Annotated in this window: 14 protein-coding genes; 3 read left to right on the top strand and 11 right to left on the bottom strand. The window is 72.2% G+C overall.

Features of this window, described 5'->3' with window-relative positions; genetic code table 11:
- Positions 1 to 45: 45 nt before the first annotated feature.
- The 5 genes from AQJ54_RS02020 to AQJ54_RS02000 form a co-directional block, all read right to left on the bottom strand.
- Positions 46 to 993 (bottom strand): ABC transporter substrate-binding protein, encoded by a 948-nt coding sequence (locus AQJ54_RS02020; RefSeq protein ID WP_062233230.1) that lies wholly within the window; start codon positions 991 to 993, stop codon positions 46 to 48.
- 1 nt (position 994) lies between these two features.
- Positions 995 to 2941, bottom strand: a complete 1947-nt coding sequence (locus AQJ54_RS02015; RefSeq protein ID WP_062233227.1) for an ABC transporter permease — start codon at positions 2939 to 2941, stop codon at positions 995 to 997.
- Positions 2941 to 4083, bottom strand: coding sequence for a quaternary amine ABC transporter ATP-binding protein (locus AQJ54_RS02010; RefSeq protein WP_062233225.1), 1143 nt, complete (start codon positions 4081 to 4083; stop codon positions 2941 to 2943). Before AQJ54_RS02010 ends, AQJ54_RS02015 begins: the two co-directional genes overlap by 1 nt.
- Positions 4083 to 5612 carry a GMC family oxidoreductase gene (locus AQJ54_RS02005; protein WP_062233222.1) on the bottom strand — a complete coding sequence of 510 codons (1530 nt, stop codon included), beginning with the start codon at positions 5610 to 5612 and terminating at the stop codon, positions 4083 to 4085. The genes AQJ54_RS02010 and AQJ54_RS02005 overlap by 1 nt, the downstream gene beginning before the upstream one ends.
- 89 nt (positions 5613 to 5701) lie before the next feature.
- Positions 5702 to 7228, bottom strand: coding sequence for an aldehyde dehydrogenase family protein (locus AQJ54_RS02000; RefSeq protein ID WP_062233219.1), 1527 nt, complete (start codon positions 7226 to 7228; stop codon positions 5702 to 5704).
- A gap of 190 nt (positions 7229 to 7418) precedes the next feature.
- Here AQJ54_RS02000 and AQJ54_RS01995 point away from each other — a divergent pair, with 190 nt between their 5' ends.
- Entirely contained in the window at positions 7419 to 8174 is a 756-nt protein-coding gene (locus AQJ54_RS01995; protein ID WP_062233216.1) for a LolA-like protein, read from the top strand.
- A gap of 40 nt (positions 8175 to 8214) precedes the next feature.
- Here the strand turns inward: AQJ54_RS01995 and AQJ54_RS01990 are convergent, their stop codons facing one another.
- The 3 genes from AQJ54_RS01990 to AQJ54_RS01980 all read right to left on the bottom strand — a co-directional run bounded on the left by AQJ54_RS01990 (position 8215) and on the right by AQJ54_RS01980 (position 11675).
- The gene (locus AQJ54_RS01990; RefSeq protein WP_248845283.1) at positions 8215 to 9183 is read right to left on the bottom strand and encodes a hypothetical protein; all 969 of its coding nucleotides are present in this window, start codon (positions 9181 to 9183) and stop codon (positions 8215 to 8217) included.
- 376 nt (positions 9184 to 9559) lie between these two features.
- On the bottom strand, positions 9560 to 9916 hold the full coding sequence (locus AQJ54_RS01985; protein WP_062023570.1) for a hypothetical protein: 357 nt from the start codon (positions 9914 to 9916) through the stop codon (positions 9560 to 9562).
- A complete protein-coding gene (locus AQJ54_RS01980) occupies positions 9903 to 11675 on the bottom strand; it encodes a hypothetical protein (protein ID WP_062233212.1) in 1773 nt (590 codons plus the stop codon). Before AQJ54_RS01980 ends, AQJ54_RS01985 begins: the two co-directional genes overlap by 14 nt.
- Positions 11676 to 11815: 140 nt before the next feature.
- On the opposite strand from AQJ54_RS01980, the gene AQJ54_RS01975 reads away from it, so the two are divergent.
- Entirely contained in the window at positions 11816 to 12712 is an 897-nt protein-coding gene (locus AQJ54_RS01975; protein WP_062233209.1) for a bifunctional helix-turn-helix transcriptional regulator/GNAT family N-acetyltransferase, read from the top strand.
- A 31-nt stretch (positions 12713 to 12743) separates the two neighbouring features.
- Here the strand turns inward: AQJ54_RS01975 and AQJ54_RS01970 are convergent, their stop codons facing one another.
- Entirely contained in the window at positions 12744 to 13658 is a 915-nt protein-coding gene (locus AQJ54_RS01970) for a LysR family transcriptional regulator (RefSeq protein ID WP_062233207.1), read from the bottom strand.
- A gap of 94 nt (positions 13659 to 13752) precedes the next feature.
- Between AQJ54_RS01970 and AQJ54_RS01965 the strand changes: the two genes are divergently transcribed.
- Positions 13753 to 15192, top strand: coding sequence for an MFS transporter (locus AQJ54_RS01965; protein WP_062233204.1), 1440 nt, complete (start codon positions 13753 to 13755; stop codon positions 15190 to 15192).
- A gap of 292 nt (positions 15193 to 15484) precedes the next feature.
- Here AQJ54_RS01965 and AQJ54_RS01960 read toward each other — a convergent pair whose 3' ends face one another.
- Together AQJ54_RS01960 and AQJ54_RS01955 are read right to left on the bottom strand one after the other, a co-directional pair.
- Positions 15485 to 16465, bottom strand: a complete 981-nt coding sequence (locus tag AQJ54_RS01960; RefSeq protein ID WP_062233201.1) for a hypothetical protein — start codon at positions 16463 to 16465, stop codon at positions 15485 to 15487.
- 175 nt (positions 16466 to 16640) lie between these two features.
- On the bottom strand, positions 16641 to 17630 hold the full coding sequence (locus tag AQJ54_RS01955; RefSeq protein ID WP_030317084.1) for a malate dehydrogenase: 990 nt from the start codon (positions 17628 to 17630) through the stop codon (positions 16641 to 16643).
- Positions 17631 to 17864 lie beyond the last annotated feature (234 nt).

Raw genomic sequence — 17864 nt, 5'->3', positions numbered from 1 at the left:
GCCACGCCCCCTACGGACTCAGGGCAGCCACGCCCTCCCACGGGCTCAGGACAGCCACGCCTTCCACGTGGACTCGTGGCTGTCCACCCACTTCTTCGCCGCGTCCTCCGGCGTCATCTTCTGGTCGGCGATCATCAGGGAGACCTCGTTCTGGTCCTCGGTCGTCCACTTGAACTTCTTCAGGAAGGCCGCCGCCTTGCCGCCGGACTTGGCGAAGTCCGTGTTGAGGTACTTCTGGAGCGGGGTGTGCGGATAGGCGCAGGTGATCTTCGCCGGGTCCGCGTCGCAGCCCTCCTTGTAGGGGGGCAGCTTGACCTCGGTCATCGGGACCTTCTTGAACAGCCACTGGGGGGCGTACCAGTAGGTCAGGAAGGGCTTCTTCTCCTTGGCGAACTGCCGGATCTGGGTGATCTGCGCGGCCTCGGAGCCGGCGAACACCACCTGGTAGTCCAGCTTGAGGTTCTTCACCAGCGCCTTGTCGTTGGTGACGTAGGACGGGGAGCCGTCCATGAGCTGGCCCTTGCCGCCGCTCTCCGCGGTACGCAGCTGGGAGGCGTACTTGTTGAGGTTCTTCCAGTTGGTGACGTCCGGGTGCTGCTTGGCGAAGTACGTCGGGACGAACCAGCCGATGTGCCCGGTCACGCCGAGCCCGCCGCCCGGCGTGATGGTCTTCTTGTCCTTGACGTACCGCTGTTCCTGCTCGGGGTGGCCCCAGTCCTCCAGGATCGCGTCGACCCGGCCCTGGCTGAGCGCGTCCCAGGCGGGCACCTCGTCGACCTGGACGGTGTCGACGCGGTAGCCGAGCTCGTGCTCCAGCAGGTACTGGGCGACGGCCACGTTGGCCTGTGCGCCGACCCAGGACTGCACGGACAGGGTCACGCTCTTGGAGCCGTGGGCGTTGGCGAACGGCGAGGCCTGCTTGGTCATGTCGGCGGCACCGCAGCCCGTGAGCAGCAGCAGGGATCCGGCGGCGGCGAGTGTACGGACGCGCATGTCAGGCTCCCTTCCCCGTACGGCGTTCGGTCGGCTGGGTGACCCGGTCGAGCATCAGGCCGAGGCAGACGATGGCGGCACCGGCGACAAGGCCGGTGGCCAGGTCGCCCTGGGCCAGGCCGAAGACCGTGTCGTAGCCGAGCGCACCGCCGCCGACCAGGCCGCCGATGACGACGACGGCGAGGACCAGGACCACGCCCTGGTTGACGGCGAGCAGCAGCGCGGGCCGGGCGAGCGGGAGCTGGACCTGGCGCAGCTGCTGCCAGCTGGTCGCGCCGAGCGAGTGCGAGGACTCCATGGCGGCCGGGTCGACCTGGCGCAGTCCCTGGGTGGTGATGCGGACGACGGCGGGCAGGGCGTAGACGACGGCTGCCGCGGCGGCGGGTGCGCGGCCCACGCCGAACAGGGCGACGACCGGGATCAGGTACACGAACTGCGGCATCGTCTGGAAGACGTCCAGGACGGGTCGCAGCATGCGGTCGAAGCGGTCGCTGCGAGCGGCCGCGACGGCGGTCGCGAAGCCCAGCACGAGGGTGACGGCGACGGCCGCGAGGACCTGCGAGAGCGTGTCCAGCGCCGGTGTCCACACCCCGAGGACGCCGATCGCGGCCATGGCGAGGACCGCGGTGAGGGCGGTGCGCCAGGTGCCGATCAGCCAGGACAGGGTGGCCACGACGAGCAGCACGGACCACCAGGGCAGCGCCTGGAGACCGTCGCGGACCGGGTCGAGGATCCAGGTGGTGAAGTGGGCGGCCCAGTCGGCGGTGCCGCCGATGACGGGGACGCCGGAGTAGAGGTGGGCGGTCATCCAGTCGACGGCCCGGTTGACGGGCTCGGCGATGTTCAGGGTCCAGGCGTCGGGCCAGTCGAGCCTGCCGAGCAGCCGTCCGGCGACCGCCACGACGACGGCTCCCGCGAGGGCGTACGCCCAGGCGGCGCGGCCCGCGTCCTCAGCGCTGTCGTCGACCGCGCCGGCCGCGCCGGTGACCCGGTCGAGGACGACGGCCAGCAGCACGATGGGGATGCCGGCCGCGAGGGCGGCGCCCACGTCGACCGAGGCCAGCGCCTGGTAGACGCGGTCACCGAGGCCGCCGGCGCCGATCACGGACGCGATGACGGCCATCGACAGGGCCATCATGATCGTCTGGTTGAGGCCGAGCATGAGTTCCTTGCGCGCCAGCGGGATGCGGGCGGTCAGCAGCCGCTGGCGGGCGGTGGTGCCGAGGGACTCCACGGCTTCCAGGACCCCCTTGTCCGCGCCCTGGAGGCCGAGCGCGGTGAGGCGGGCCATGGGCGGGGCGGCGTAGACGACGGTGGCGAGGACGGCGGCGGGCACGCCCATGCCGAACACCAGGACCACCGGGAGGAGGTAGGCGTAGGCGGGCATGACCTGCATGGTGTCCAGGACCGGTCGCAGGATCTTGTCCATCCGGGGGGAGAGTCCGGCGGCCAGCCCGAGCAGGGCGCCGACCAGGACCGAGGCGAGCACGGCGACGACCATCAGGGCGAGGGTCTGCATGGTGGGGACCCACATGCCGAGCAGCCCGCAGGCGAGGAACGCGGCCGCGGTGCCCAGGGCGAGCCGCAGACCGGCGACCCGCCAGGCCACCAGGGCGCCGAGCGCGGTGACGCCGGCCCAGCCCGCGCCGAGCAGGACCACGTACACGGCGTGCACGGAGATCACGACGGCGTTGCTGAGGTAGCCGAAGAAGTAGAGGAACAGCGGGTGGCTGTCGCGGTTGTCGATGATCCAGTCGCTGGCGCTGCCGAGCGGCTTGGTGAGGTCGACGGTGAGGGCGGCGGGCCAACTGCCGCTCGCCCACTGCGCGTTGGCGAGCGGCACGAGGACCGCCGCGGCGAGGGCGATGAGCAGGATCTTGTGGACCGCACGGTGCCTGAGCAGATGGGTGGGCAGGGAGCGGGGCGTGGACGCGGTGACGGTAGCCATCAGACGGCCTCCTTGCGAAGCTCCGTTCCGGAGGCTCCGGAGGCCCCCTCGGAAGACCGCGGTGCCGGGGATCCGTCACGGAGTTGCGTACCGGCGACCACGCCGAGCAGCCGCTCGTGGTCGACGACACCCAGGCAGCGGCCCCGCTCGACGACGCACGCCGGGCCGCCGCGCTCGGCGACCACCTTGATGGCGTCGGCGACGACGGCGTCGGGGGCGAGGGCGCCCGGGTGCGTCGGGCCCGCGCAGCCGCCGGGCTGCATGGCCCTGCGGACCGTCATGACCTGCTCGCGCGGCACGTCCCGGACGAACTCGCGGACATAGCCGTCGGCCGGGGAGCCGACGATCTCCTCCGGGGTGCCCAGCTGGACGACCTTGCCGTCGCGCATCAGGGCGATGCGGTCACCGAGCTTGAGGGCCTCGCTCAGGTCGTGCGTGATGAAGACCATCGTGCGGCCCTCCTCGCGGTGCAGGCGCACGACCTCCTCCTGCATGTCCCGCCGGATCAGCGGGTCGAGCGCGCTGAACGGCTCGTCGAACAGCAGGACCTGGGGGTCCACGGCGAGCGCCCGCGCGAGGCCCACGCGCTGCTGCTGGCCGCCGGACAGCTGGGACGGCTTGCGCTGTTCCATGCCCTCCAGGCCGACCTTGACGACGACCTCGGCGGCCCGCGCCCGGCGCTCGGCCTTGCCGACGCCCTGGACCTCCAGGCCGTACGCCACGTTGTCGAGGACCGTGCGGTGCGGGAGGAGGCCGAAGTGCTGGAAGACCATCGCGGCGCGGTGGCGGCGCAGTTCGCGCAGCCGGGACTTGTCCATCGCGCGGACGTCCTCGCCGTCGATGCAGATGGTGCCCGCGGTCGGCTCGATGAGCCGGGTCAGACAGCGCACCAGCGTGGACTTGCCGGAGCCGGACAGGCCCATGACGACGAAGACCTCGCCCTTGCGGACGTCGAAGCTCACATCGCGGACGGCGGCCGTGCAGCCGGTCCGCTCGCGCAGGTCGGCGGGGTCGAGGGCGGCCAGTTCGGCGTCCTCGGGCACGAGGTCCGCCTTGGGGCCGAAGACCTTCCACAGGCCGTCGACGGAGAACACCGGGTTGTCGGTGGTCGGGGGCTTCTCCATGGTCGCGGTCGTACTCATCACGCACCACCTCCCAGCAGATCGACGGCTTTCTCACCGACCATGAGCACCCCGATCATGGGGTTCACGGCGGTCATGGTCGGGAACACGGACGCGTCGGCGATGCGGATGCCGTCGAGGCCGCGGATCCTCAGTTCGGGGTCGACGACGGCCAGTTCGTCGTCGGCGGCACCCATGCGGCAGGTGCCCGCCGGGTGGTAGACGGTGTGCGCGACCTTGCGGGCGTACTCGCTCAGCTCCTCGTCACTTGTGATGTCGGGGCCGGGGCACACCTCCCGCTTGAGCCAGCCGGCGAGCGGTTCGGTCGCCGCGACCTCGCGGGCGATCCTGATGCCGTCGACGAGGGTGCGGCCGTCGTAGTCGTCCTCGTCGGTGAAGTACCGGAAGTCGAGGGCCGGCTTGACCTCCGGGTCCGCGCTGGTGAGGTACAGGCGGCCGCGGCTCTTCGGCTTGGGGATGTTCGGGGTCATCGAGACGCCGTACGCGGGGCGTTCGTAGCCGAGACGTTCGGGGTTGTCGGTGAAGGGGACCTGGTAGAAGTGGAACATCAGGTCGGGGCCCGCGTGGTCGGGGTCGCGGCGCACGAACAGGCCCGCGTCGGAGTCCATCGCGGAGTTGTCGGGGATCGGGCCGTCGGTCTCCCAGACGATCACCGACTCGGGGTGGTCGAGGAGGTTCTCGCCGACGCCCGGCAGATCGTGCACGACGGGGATGCCGAGCGCCTCGAGGTCCTTCCGCGGGCCGATGCCGGAGTGCAGCAGCAGCCGGGGCGAGTCGACGGCGCCCGCGCACAGGACGACTTCACGGCGAGCCGTGATCAGGGTCTCCGTGCCGTCCTTGGACCGCACGTGCACGCCGTGTGCCCGCGTGCCGTCCAGCTCCAGCTTGTACGCCCAGGTCTCCAGCAGGATGGTGAGGTTGGGGCGCTCGTCCATCACCGGGTGCAGATACGCGACCGACGCCGAGGACCGCTTGTTGTTCTCGGGGTGGTAGGCCAGGTCGAAGAAGCCGACGCCGTCGTCGAAGGGCTTCTTGTTGAAGCCTTCGACCCGCGGCACCTGGAGGGCCTTCTGGGCCGCGTCGACGAAGTCGCGGGCGATGGCGTTCCGGTCCTTCTCGTCGACCGGGACGATGTTGTTCTTCAGCCGGGCGTAGTACGCCTCCATCGGCACCGCGCCCCAGCCCTTGGCGCCGGCCTCCTCCCACTCGTCCCAGTCGGAGGGCAGCGGCTTGAAGGCGATCAGCGTGTTGTGGGAGGAGCAGCCGCCGAGGACCCGGGCGCGGCTGTGCCGGATGTGGGAGTTGCCGCGGGGCTGCTCGGTGGTGGGGTAGTCGTAGTCGAGTTCGCCGCCGAGCAGGCCCATCCAGCGGCGCAGCGTGAGGACGTCGTCCCGGCCGACGTCGCTGGGGCCGCCCTCGATGACGGCGACGGTGACATCGGGGTTCTCGGTGAGGCGGGAGGCTATGACGGAGCCTGCTGTGCCACCGCCGATGACGACGTAGTCGTACTCCTGTTTGAGATCGGACATGGGGGTACTCCAGTGAAGTCTTGAGGACGAAGAGAGCGGCAGAGAGCGGCGAGGAGAACGCCGTGGGCGAGGGAGGGGCGCGCGTGGGCTCAGCCGGCGAACCAGCGAACCGGCTTGGGGGCCAGGTTCTGGTAGACGTGCTTGGTCTCGCGGTACTCGGCGAGGCCGGCGGGGCCGAGCTCGCGGCCCACCCCGCTCTTGCCGAAGCCGCCCCACTCCGCCTGCGGGAGGTAGGGGTGGAAGTCGTTGATCCAGACGGTGCCGTGGCGCAGGCGCCCCGCGACCCGGCGGGCGCGTCCGGCGTCGGCGGTCCAGACGGCTCCGGCGAGGCCGTACTCGGTGTCGTTGGCGAGGGCGATGGCCTCTTCCTCCGTGCGGAAGGTCTCCACGGTGAGGACGGGTCCGAAGACCTCCTCCCGCACGACCCGCATCTCGCGGTGGCAGCGGTCGAGGACCGTCGGCTCGTAGAAGTAGCCGTCGGCGGGGCGTTCGGGCGACGGCTCGGGGCGCTGTCCGCCGGAGCGCAGCACCGCGCCCTCCTCCAGCGCGGAGGCGACGTAGTCCTCGACCTTGGCGCGCTGCTGCTCGGAGACCAGCGGCCCGCACTCGACCCCGTCCTCGGTGCCGCGGCCGAGGCGGATCTTCGCGGCGCGGCGGGCGAGTTCGGCCACGAAACGGTCCCGGACGGACTCCTCGACGATGAGACGGCCGCCCGCGGAGCAGACCTGGCCGCTGTGGATGAAGGCGGCGTTCAGGGCCTGGTCGACGGCGGTGTCGAAGCCCTCGGGGGTGGCGCAGGCGTCGGCGAAGACCACGTTGGGGTTCTTGCCGCCGAGTTCGAGGGCGACCTTCTTGACGGTGGGGGCGGCGGCCTGGGCGACCTTGGTGCCGCTGACCAGACCGCCGGTGAAGGAGACCAGGTCCACGTCGGGGTGCTCGGCGAGCCGGGCGCCGACGGTGTGGCCGGGGCCGGTCACGATGTTGGCGACGCCTTCCGGCAGCCCGGCCTCGACCAGCAGCTCGATGAGCGCGATCGTCGTCATCGGGGTGATCTCGCTCGGCTTGACCACGAAGGTGTTGCCGGCCGCGAGCGCCGGGGCGATCTTCCAACTGGCCTGGAGCAGCGGGTAGTTCCAGGGGGTGATCAGCGCGCACACGCCGAGCGGTTCGTGGACGACGACGCTGTGGATGTCGGTCGAGCCGGCGTCGACGACCCGGCCGGGCGCCTCGCCCGCGACGAGGTCGGCGAAGTAGCGGAAGGCGTCGGCGACACAGTCGATGTCGACCCGGCCCTCCTCCACGGTCTTGCCCGCGTCCCGGCTCTCCAGCAGGCCGAGTTCTTCGCGGTCGCGTACGAGAAGATCGGCGACGCGGCGCAGCAGTGCGGCGCGTTCGGCGACGGGGGTGAGCGGCCAGGGGCCCTGTCCTGAGTCGAAGGCCTGGCGGGCGGCGGCGACCGCCAGATCGGTGTCCTTCTCGTCACCCTCGGCGACGACGGCGAACGGCCGAGCGTCGGCGGGGTCGAGGATGTCGCGGGTGGCTCCGGAGACGGCTGCGCGCCACTCGCCGCCCGCGTGGATGGTGTGCGGCTCGAGCCGCGCCTGCTGTCCGGCCATGATCGGTGTTGCCTTCCGTTCCTGTTCAGTGCCCCTGCGTCACACGCGTGTCACTCACCGGGACCGTCATCGCATGCCCCCGACCCTCGATTGCATGCGCAATCGGTGGCCGAAAGTGCCCTGGCTCACTGAACATGCGGACAAAAAGGGACAAACGTAGGCTGGTCGTGCCTTTCGTGGAGGTGACGCCATGACACGGAGAGTGCTGACCGTCACGGCGGCGGGCGCGGCGCTCGTCGTGTCGTCGCTCCTCGGTCCGGGCGCCGCCGCGGCCGACGACCCGAGCGCACGCGATCTGGTCGACCAGGCGAAGAAGAACCTCCTCGACGCCGAGTCCGTCCGTCTGCGGCTGACGGACCACAGCACGGACACCCGCACCAGCCGGACCCAGCCGGTCTCGATGGACCTCGCCCTCGACCAGGACGGCAACTGCGCCGGGACGCTGAGGATGGGAGCGGGCGGCGGCCGTGTGGAGATCGTCAAGCGGGGCGCCGAGGTGTGGATGAAGCCGGACACCGCGTTCTGGAAGGCTCAGGTACCGGGCGGTCAGGGCGACGCGGTGGCCGAACTCCTCAAGAACCGCTACCTCCACGGTTCCACGCACGACGCGATGCTGAGGGGCATGGCCGAAACCTGCGATCTGACCTCCTTCCAGAAGGAGATCACCGCGGACTCCTCCGACGCGCGGCGGCTGACGAAGGGTGCGCCGACGAAGGTCGACGGCACGGAGGTGATCCCGCTGAAGGGCACGGCGGAGGGCAAGCGGGTGGTCCTGTACGTCACGTCGGACACCCCGCACCGGCTGGTGCGGGCCACGCAGAAGGGCGGCGGGACCGACCTGGCGCTGTCCTTCTCGGACTACGGCAGGCCGGTCCCCTCGAAGACACCGCCGGCCGGCGAGAGCGTGGACGTGGACAAGCTCCAGGACGAGTTGCGGAACGCGTGAGCCACGCGCACCGGCGGGGTCCGGTCGGCCTCGTCCAGGGTCAGTCGATCGCCGCCGGGTCGCACGAGTAGGGTGCGCAGAATCCCTTCAACGCGCTGGTCAGAAGCTTCAGTTCGTCCTGGCCGCCGTTCTTGTCGAGGCCGTAGGCGGCGACCGCGTAGATGAGGCCGTCCTGTGCGACGAACCGCTCGTCGTAGACGTGCCAGCGGCCCAGGTCGGGCTCGCCGCTGAGGGTGTCGGCCACGTACTCCAGGCGCCGGCCGGTGAACCCGTCGTCGTCCACGGGCCGCAGGTCCAGCTTCTTGAAGCCGTCCGGCTTGGTGGTGTCGGCGGAGAGGTACAGCGCGAAGGACTCCTCCGGGGAGCTCTCCGCGATCTGGTACACCTGGAGCCGCTGTTCGCCGCCGGGGCTGCGGTAGTTGACGACGTCGATGCCGAACTGGGACGGCACGGTGCTCCGCGACCAGCCCACCGGGCGGGCGATGCGGAAACCCTCCTCGTCCACGTACAGCTCGTATCCGTCGGGGAGTTGGGGCGCCGAGGCGAGCGGGGACGCGGACTCCTCGGTGGGCGAGGGGGTCGGCGAGTCCTCGGGCTCCCCCTGCTGCGAGACGACATGCGTCGGCGACGGACTCCCGCCCCCGCCCTGGTCGTCCTTGTCACCGCCGCCCACCACCAGGGTCAGCACCAGGGTGGTGACGACCCCGACGGCAGCGGCTCCGCCGAGCACGGACCAGACGAGCCGGCGGTTCCTGGCGGCGGCGGGCGCGGCGGGCGGGGTGGGCGGGACGACGGCCGTATGCCCGCCGGTCCCGCCGGTCCCGCCAGTCGACCAGGAGGACCCGGACCACTCGGCCGACGGCACACCCCCGCCGCCGACCTGCTCGACCGACGACCAGCCGCCGTCCGGGACACCGGGCCCGTGCCAGGTGCTGCCGCCACCGGCCCCGGGCCAGCCGACGGGAGGGGAGGGCGGGGGTGGGGAGGACACGCCAACGGGACCGGGCACGTCGGCGGGCGCTCCAGGACCGGGCACGTCAGCGGCCGCTCCGGCACCCGCGCCCCGCGCACCCGGCCCCGTCTCAGTTCCGGGCCCCGCCGCCGTGCCAGCCCCCGCGACCGTCCCGGCCCCCGCCCCCGTGACGTCCGACCCGGCCGCCGGCGGCCACACCGGAGTCTGCGGCGGCACTGTCCCCGGCCTCTCCGATGGCGGCGGCGGTGGCGGCGTGACCGGACCGGTCGCCGACGGCGGCGGAGTGACCGGACCCGTCGCCGTAGGGCCGCCGTCCCCGTCCTCCCAGCGCTGCGTCTCCTCGTTCCAGTACCGCACGCCCCCGCTCACGCTCTCCCCCTCGCCTCTGTCCCGGCCCCTGTCACCGCCGCGGTCACAGCCCGAGCAACCCCGCCACGGCCCCCGCCGAGGCGACCAGGTTCACCAGTGCCTGTGAATCGTCCAGCAGGGCCCGCAGACGTTCCCGGCGGGTCGGTCCCGCCTGGCCCGTCGTGACGAGCTCCTCCTCCGTCTCGGCCAGCGCGGTGTCCAGGGTGGCCGTCTCGTCCGTGGACCTCAGTCTCGTGAGGTCGGCACGGAGTTCCCGTACAGCGGCGAGGAGCGCCTCGGCGTCCTCGTCCCGTCCGGGCGCGACCCCGTGGTGGCTCTCGGCACGCGCGTGGCTGCCGATGGCGAAGGTGCTGCCGTGCACCCCTCCGGTGATGCTGACGCCCGGTTCATCCGTTGCCATTGCTGCCGCTCCCCTTCTGCGAGTTCTGCGACGCGGTCCCCGAGGACGCGGTGGCGTACTTGCCCGCCGCGAACGTACTGCCGTGGACGCCGCCCTCGACATGCACCCCGCCACTGCTGATGTTGACGATCTTCTGGACGAACTCGCCGGTCTGGTAACCGGATTCGGCGAGCGCGGTGAGCACGCCGTGCGCGACCCGGTCCTGGACGCTGCGGAGATAGCGGTAGGCGTCCATCTCCTGGAAGGTGGACCCCTCGTCCATGGAGCCCAGTTCCCGCACCGACAGCGCAGGCCCGTCCGGCAGCGCGCCCGCGAAGCCGCCGGTGAGCAGCTTCCACAGGTAGGCGACGCCCCTGCCGAGGGTGGCGAGGGAGCCGGCCGCGGAGCCCGGCACCCGGGCCATGGCCCAGACCGCCTTGCCGAGCACGTTGTTGTGGCGGTAGTTGTGCGCCGCGCGGTCGGCGTCCTTGAAGTCCTCGCGCACCGGCAGCAGGACGTGCGGGGCGATCTCCAGCATGAGCATGCGGCCCTGGGTGTGGACGCGCACGAAGACCGTGACGACCAGCTCCTCCTCCCAGCCGCCGACGCGGATGCGCAGGAAGTGCCGCCGCTTCTCGGCGCCCTCCTCGACCGCCCGCGCCCGGTGCTCCTCGAAGGCCCCCGGGTGGTACGGCGCCTCCTCGCGCCGGCGCAGTCCCTCCGCGGGCAGGAACACGCACTCGTCGATCTCCAGCCAGCGCAGCCGGTCGCGGACCGTGTGTCCGGCGAACTCCGAGGGCAGCCGCAGCTGTTCGAGCAGCGGGCGGATCTTCTCCAGCACCGCGCGGTTGTTCAGCGGGAGCTGTTCCCTGCTCTCGTCGGGCCGCAGTTCGACGGCGAGCACCCAGGTCTCGTAGGCGGCTCCGGCCCCGCAGAAGGGCCGCTTCTCGTGGTACATGACGAGCGGGGCGTGCTGTTCGAGCCGGATGCGTTCCTTCAGCCGCTGGAAGCGGGGCCCCTCGGCCCGTTCGGCGGGGTCGCCGGCCGCGTCCGGGAAGCGCTGCGGGGACAGTTCGGCGCTCACGGCCCGGGCGAACTGGCCGCGCTGGGCGGCCACACAGGCCGCGATCAGGGCGAGGACGACGATCACGAGCCAGGCCTGGAGGGGGTCGACGAGTCCACCGGCCCGGCCGACGTCGGGGAAAAGGAGGTCCGTCACGTCGGGCGAGTCGCCGTAGGAGCCGCCGAAGTAGCCGTCGTCGTAGGAGGACGAGCCGCCGTAGGAGGACCCGTAGGCGGAATCGTCGTCCCCGCCGCCGAAGGCCAGGAAGAGGGTGGCGGCCAGGAAGACCGCGAAGCCGATCCGGCCCCACCAGCGCAACAGCAGGGCGGGCAGCCACCGGTACAGCGGCGGGTTGCCGCTCTTGCCGCGGACCCACGGGGCGACGGCGAGCATGAGGCTGGGGACGAGGGCGAAGCCCAGAAGTCCGCCGGTGAGCGGCAGTCCGATCACCCAGAGGCCGATGATCGCCCCGGCCCACAGCAGCTCCTGGCGGCGGGCGCGCAGCGCGTGCGCGAGCACCCGGGCCGCGTCGAGGCCGAGCGAGGGCGCGACGATCCGCTGTTCGTTCAGGTGCAGCTGCTCGATGACCCGGTCGCGGTAACCGGAATCCAGGTAGGTGCCGGCGCAGAGGAGGCGGGTCGCCTCGCTGGCGTGCGGCGGTGTGACCGGACCCGGCGGGGCGGCCTGCGGTTGCCGAGGTACGGATGCAGTGGTCACGCGACTCCCCCGATGCGTGCAAAAGCTGTGCTGTTGTCGCTTGTTGACAAACCATCAGCATAGAGGTGCGGATGGGGACCGGAAACCGGAATGCCGGATTGATGGACTCCCGGACAATCCTTTGACTACAGTCAAAGGTTATGGACCCGGTGTCGACAGAGCAGGTGGCGGAGTTCCGCCGGTTCAACCGCTACTTCACCCGCCGTATCGGCGCGCTCGACGACCACTACCTCGGCCAGGACCGTCCGCTCGGCGAGGCGCGGCTGCTGTTCGAGATCGGCGAGGGGGTCTCGCTGCGCGAGCTCAGGGGCCGGCTCGGGCTGGACGCCGGCTATCTGAGCCGGATGACGAAGACCCTCCAGGCCCAGGGCCTGGTCCGGGTCAGTGTCCACCCGGGCGACAGCCGACTGCGGGTGGTCGAGCTGACGCGTGCCGGACGGGTCGAGCTCGCGGAACAGAACCGCCGGGCCGACGCCCTGGCGGCCGGTCTGCTCGAAGGGCTCAGCGGCCCCCAGCGCGACCGCCTCACCGAGGCGATCGGCACCGCCCAGCGCCTGCTGCGCCTGGCCGGCATCACCGTGACCCGGGTCGACGGCGCCGCCCCGGACGCCCGCGCCTGTCTCGACGCCTACGCCGCCGACATCGACGCCCGCTTCCCGGAGGGCTTCGACCCGTCCGACCTGGTCCGTCCCGAGGAGGTCTCGGGGGACGCGGGCGCGTTCCTGGTGGCGTACGAGGAGGGCCGCCCCGTGGGCTGCGGAGCCCTGCGACGACTGGAACCGGGCATCGGCGAACTCCGTCACGTATGGGTCCACCCGGACGCCCGGCGGCTGGGCCTGGCCCGTCGCCTCCTCGCCGCCCTGGAGACGGAGGCCACCACGCGCGGCCTCACCACACTGCGCCTCGACACCCACGCGTCCCTCACCGAGGCCCGGGCGATGTACCGGGCCTGCGGCTACACGGAGATCCCGCCGTACAGCGAGCACGTCTACGGCGACCACTGGTTCGAGAAGCGACTGCACCCTCCGGGCAACTGACCTCCCGTCAGACCCGGCTCCCGACCTCCCGTCAGGCTCGCGCGTCCGGCCACTCGACCAGCAGTTCCCGTACGGTCCGGCGCAGCCACGCGTGGGCCGGGTCGGCGTCGTGCCGCGGGTGCCAGGCAAGACCCAGCGGCAGCGGTGGCAGCGGGAGCGGTACGTCGAAGGTGACCAGGTCGAGCGCGGTGGCGAGCGGCAGCGCCCAGGAGCCGACCAGGCCGACCAGGTCGGTGTCCCGGACGACGAAGAGGGAGGAGGGGAAGGTGGCGACGGCCGCCACCACCCGCCGCTCCAGCCCCAGTTCGGCGAGCGCCTCGTCCACCGGCCCGCGCAGCCTGCCCCGCCGGGACACGGTCAGATGCTCGGCCCCGGCGAACCGCTCCGCCGTCAACTCCCCCTCCAGCAAGGGATGTCCGGACCGTACGACCCCGACCATCCGGTCCTCGTGCAGCGCCTCCACATGCACCTCGGGCGCCACCGTGTCCACGACCCCGACCTCCAGATCGGCGGTCCCCTCCCGCAGGAACGGCAGGTCCACATGGCTCTCGGCCAGGAACCGGATGCGCACCCCGGGCGCCTCGGCGGCCGCCCGCCGCAGAAGGGCCGCCCCGCAGGCCGCGGCGACGGTGTCGTGCCCGAGGATCGTGAACGTCCGCTCCACCGTGCGCAGATCGACGTCCCGCCCGGGCGCGAACAGGGCCCGCGCCCGCTCCACCACCGCGCTCACCTCGGCGCGTACGGCCAGTGCGTGCGGGGTCGGCACCATCTGCCGCCCGGCGCGCACCAGCACGGGGTCGCCGAGCGCCTTGCGGATCCGGCCGAGGGTGCGGGACATCGCGGGCTCCGACAGATGCAGGCGCCGGGCGGCACCCCCGACGCTCTGCTCCTCCAGCAGGACATCGAGGGCGACCAGCAGATTCAGATCCAGTTGCGTCACACGCATCGATCCCTTGCAAAGGCTGCACTGGAGTGCAGGACACCGCCGAGCCTACGGTGACAGGGCATCCCACACCACCGTCCCGCTCCCTGGAGGAGCCATGCCTTCGCCTGCCCTCGCCCCGGCCCCGGCGGCCACCGCGCCGGCCCTGAAACGCTCCACCCTGCTCGCCCTGTGTGCCTGCGTGCTGGTCGCCCAGAGCATGGTGGCCGCCATCAACCTCCTGATCCCGCAGCTGAGTTCGTCGGCGCTGCACCCCACCTCCAGCGAACTGCTGTGGACGGTCGACGCGTACGTCATCGCCTTCGCCTCGCTCCTCATCCCGGCCGGCGCCCTGGGCGACCGCCACGGCCACAAGGGCGCCCTGCTCACCGGCCTGGCCCTGTTCGCGGCAGGCGCCGCCACCAGCGCGCTGGCCCAGAGCCCGGCGCTCCTCGTGGCCGGCCGGGGCGTCTCCGGAGCCGGGGCCGCGCTGATCACCCCGGCGACCATGTCGATCCTGATGCGTCTCGCGGGCCCCGAGGGACGGGCCCGGGCGATGGCCTCCTGGACCCTGGCGATCGGCATCGGCGGCATGCTGGGCAACCTGGGCGGCGGTCTGGTCGGCCAGTTCCTCACCTGGCGTGCCCTGTTCGCACTGATGGTCCCGCTGGCCGCCCTGCTCGCCGGTGCCGTCGCCGTCACCACCCCGCGCACGGAACGCGCCCCTCGGCAGCAACTCGCCCCGCTCGGCACCCTGTTGCTCACCGCGGGCCTGGTGGCCACCCTCTTCGGCATCATCGAGGGCCCCGTCCACGGCTGGACCTCACCGGGCATCCTGACCGCGTTCACGGCGGGCGCGGCCCTCGTCGCCGCCTTCACCGCGCACTCCCTGCGCTCCCGCGCCCCGCTCCTCGACCCGCGCCTGTTCGCCTCCCCCCGGCTGCGCTCCACCACCCTCGGCATGGCGACCGGCTTCTTCGGCCTGTTCTCCCTCTTCTACGTCAACTCGCAGTACCTGCAAGGAGTGAAGGGCTACGGCCCCGCCCTGACCGGGGTCGCGATCCTGCCGCTGATCGTCGGCATGGCGGCGCTGCCGCGACTGGCCGCCCGCTGGTCCGGCCGGCCCATGCCCGTCATCGCCGGCGGTCTCGCCCTGATCGGCCTCGGCCTGCTGGGCGCGTCCACCGTGGACGCCGGCACGCCCTACCCGCTGTACGCCTGCTGGCTGCTGGTCATCTCGGCCGGCACCGGGCTCTCCATGCCCGCGCTCACCCTGGGGGTCGCCACCGCGCTCCCCTCCGACCGGGCGGGCCTCGCCTCGGGTCTCGGCACCTCGGCCCGCGAGATCGGCGCGGCTCTCGGTGTCGCCGTCACCGGCACGGTCCTGGCCGCCCACCACGACCTCGCCCACGGCATGGGCCCGGCCCTGCGCACGGTCGCCGTGCTGGTGCTGGCGGCCACGGGGCTGGTGATCGCCGGACATCGCGAACGGTCCGGGGATTCGCGCACTATCGCGTTCGGCGGGAAACGAGTACTATCGCGTTCAGCCCGCCGCTGAGCCGGTGGCTCCAACCGCCGCCGCCCGCGCCCCAGTTGACCCGAGGAGCCGCCGTGCTCTCCCTGCTGAATCCGGTCGTCGGTCTGCTGATGCTCCGTGGTGCCGTCGCCGAGGACGAGTCACGAACCGGCTCGGGCGGTCGGACCGGGGCGCGCGTCCGGTGTAACGGCGACCGGCTGCCGCGACCGGCGGTCAGGTCCGGGTCGTACGGCGGCTGCTGGTACCGGAGTCGGGTCGGGGCGGTGACTCAACCGCACTCGACTCAGGCGCACTTGGCTCAACAGCACTGGACTCAGCCGCACTGGGCCCCCGTGGGGCAGAAGGAGCTCAGCGCCCTGGTGAGCGGCTCGCGCACCTGGGCCGGGGACAGGGTGGCGGGGCCGGTGGCGCGGATCGCGTACAGCGTGCCGTCGGCGGCCTCGAAACGGTGGTCGACGACCTGACGGGCGCCGAGGTCCGAGTCGTCGTAGCGGTAGGCGAGTTCGGACCAGGTGGCTCCCGAGGCGCGGTCGAGGACCTGGGAACCCGGTTGGCGCGCGAAGCCGTAGCCGGGGTCGTTCTCCGCCAGGTCCAGGGAGCGGGCCGGAGTGTCCTCCGCGAGGCGGAAGATCTGGAGCCGGCGGCCGTCGGCGGGGTCCTCGTAGGCGACGACGGGAGCGGCCTGGCCCTGTTTCTCCGTGCGGGTCCAGCCCTGGGGCACCTCGACGGCGTACCCGACGGGGTCGAGGGTGCGGTGGTATCCGGGGGCCGGGGAGGTGGAGGGGGAGGGTGACTCCGATTCCTTCTGCGATTCCCTCTTCGACGACGCGTCCGCCGTGACGCTCGGAGCCGGAACCGCCCCGGAGCGAGACCCCAGCGAGGTGTCCCGGAGCAGGAACCAGACACCGGCACCGACCGCGACCCCGACCAGGACGGCCACGGCGAGGGCGGCGAACACGCGTCCGACCCGGTGGGGCGCCGGGCTCGCGGGAGCCGGCGGGAAAGGAGAGCCCACCGGACCGGACGGAAGGGGTACGAGGGGCGAGACCTGCGTCGGCGCCGCGGACCACGGCGGCGTGAGCTCCTGGCCCCGGGGCGGCACGAAGGAGGTCTGCGTCTCGGCCGAGGCCCACGGGGGCCGCTCGCCCGCACGCGTCTCGGCCGGAGCCCACGGCGGCCGCTCCCCCGCCTGCGTCTCCCCCGAGTTCCAGGCCGCTCGGCCTCGCTCCTCGCTCGGTCCGTGCTCCGCCGCGGAACCGGAGTCGTAGCCGTTCCCGTCGTGCCAGCCGTTCATCGCGCATCCCCCGAATCACCCCACCGGGCAGGGCTTCGACCGTAGGGCGAAAAACGGCCACGGGCCCCGTTCCGGCGGAAACCGGAACAGGGCCCGTGCACGCTCGTGACAGAGCCGTCGAGAAAACTCGGCGTCGAGCGGTTCGGACGCGGATCAGGCGCGAGTCAGGCGCAGATCAGATGAGGCCGAGCGCGCGCACCGCCTCGCGCTCCTCCTCCAGCTCCTTCACCGACGCGTCGATGCGGGCGCGGGAGAACTCGTTGATGTCCAGGCCCTGGACGATCTCGTAGACGCCGTCCTTGGTGGTGACCGGGAAGGACGAGATCAGGCCCTCCGGGACGCCGTAGGAGCCGTCCGACGGGATGCCCATGGAGGTCCAGTCGCCGTCCGCCGTGCCGTTGACCCACGTGTGCACGTGGTCGATGGCGGCGTTGGCGGCCGACGCGGCGGAGGACGCGCCCCGGGCCTCGATGATCGCGGCGCCGCGCTTGGCGACGGTCGGGATGAACTCCTCGGCCAGCCACTTCTCGTCGTTGACGGTCTCGGCGGCGTTCTTGCCGGCGACCGTGGCGTGGAAGATGTCCGGGTACTGGGTGGCGGAGTGGTTGCCCCAGATGGTCAGCCGCTTGATGTCGGCGACCGTGGTGCCCGTCTTCTTCGCGAGCTGGGTCAGCGCGCGGTTGTGGTCCAGGCGGGTCATCGCGGTGAAGCGCTCGGCCGGTACGTCCGGGGCGGCGGCCTGGGCGATCAGCGCGTTGGTGTTCGCCGGGTTGCCGACGACCAGGATCTTGACGTCGTCCGCGGCGTGGTCGTTGATGGCCTTGCCCTGCGGCTTGAAGATGCCGCCGTTGGCCTCGAGGAGGTCACCGCGCTCCATGCCCTTGGTGCGGGGGCGGGCGCCGACGAGCAGGCCGACGTTGGTGCCGTCGAAGGCGACGTTCGGGTCGTCCGTGATGTCGATGCCCTGGAGCAGCGGGAAGGCGGAGTCGTCGAGCTCCATCGCGGTGCCCTCGGCGGCCTTGAGCGCCGGGGTGATCTCCAGGAGGCGAAGCTTGACCGGCACGTCCGCGCCGAGCAGCTGGCCGGAGGCGATGCGGAAGAGCAGGGCGTAACCGATCTGGCCGGCCGCGCCGGTGACGGTGACGTTCACGGGAGTGCGGGTCATGGCGTTCTCCGTATGACAGCTGGCGGTGGGGCGTCCCTGCCCCGGACGTTTGATCGATCTCTCGGCGTCAAGAGATCCACCGGTCAGGCTATCGCGCATCCGGGTACCCGAACGTCCGGGTCCGTGTGGCCCACCCCACAACGCCCCGAACAACGCCCCGAACAAAGAGGCGGCCGCCCGTCCGGGAGAGGGGGGACGGAAACGGCCGCCGTATGGGGGTACCGGGGTCCGGAC

This window comes from Streptomyces griseorubiginosus (assembly GCF_001514195.1).
Lineage (GTDB): Bacteria > Actinomycetota > Actinomycetes > Streptomycetales > Streptomycetaceae > Streptomyces > Streptomyces griseorubiginosus.
The sequence above is the reverse complement of the archived record's forward strand: the minus strand, read 5'-3'. Positions and strand labels throughout refer to the sequence as shown.

Excerpts from the sequence above, each read along its gene's own strand:
- AQJ54_RS02020 (WP_062233230.1), bottom strand. The coding sequence starts at position 993 with ATGCGCGTCCGTACACTCGCCGCCGCCGGATCCCTGCTGCTGCTCACG.
- AQJ54_RS02015 (WP_062233227.1), bottom strand. The coding sequence starts at position 2,941 with ATGGCTACCGTCACCGCGTCCACGCCCCGCTCCCTGCCCACCCATCTG.
- AQJ54_RS02010 (WP_062233225.1), bottom strand. The coding sequence starts at position 4,083 with ATGAGTACGACCGCGACCATGGAGAAGCCCCCGACCACCGACAACCCG.
- AQJ54_RS02005 (WP_062233222.1), bottom strand. The coding sequence starts at position 5,612 with ATGTCCGATCTCAAACAGGAGTACGACTACGTCGTCATCGGCGGTGGC.
- AQJ54_RS02000 (WP_062233219.1), bottom strand. The coding sequence starts at position 7,228 with ATGGCCGGACAGCAGGCGCGGCTCGAGCCGCACACCATCCACGCGGGC.
- AQJ54_RS01995 (WP_062233216.1), top strand. The coding sequence starts at position 7,419 with ATGACACGGAGAGTGCTGACCGTCACGGCGGCGGGCGCGGCGCTCGTC.
- AQJ54_RS01985 (WP_062023570.1), bottom strand. The coding sequence starts at position 9,916 with ATGGCAACGGATGAACCGGGCGTCAGCATCACCGGAGGGGTGCACGGC.
- AQJ54_RS01975 (WP_062233209.1), top strand. The coding sequence starts at position 11,816 with ATGGACCCGGTGTCGACAGAGCAGGTGGCGGAGTTCCGCCGGTTCAAC.
- AQJ54_RS01970 (WP_062233207.1), bottom strand. The coding sequence starts at position 13,658 with ATGCGTGTGACGCAACTGGATCTGAATCTGCTGGTCGCCCTCGATGTC.
- AQJ54_RS01965 (WP_062233204.1), top strand. The coding sequence starts at position 13,753 with ATGCCTTCGCCTGCCCTCGCCCCGGCCCCGGCGGCCACCGCGCCGGCC.
- AQJ54_RS01960 (WP_062233201.1), bottom strand. The coding sequence starts at position 16,465 with ATGAACGGCTGGCACGACGGGAACGGCTACGACTCCGGTTCCGCGGCG.
- AQJ54_RS01955 (WP_030317084.1), bottom strand. The coding sequence starts at position 17,630 with ATGACCCGCACTCCCGTGAACGTCACCGTCACCGGCGCGGCCGGCCAG.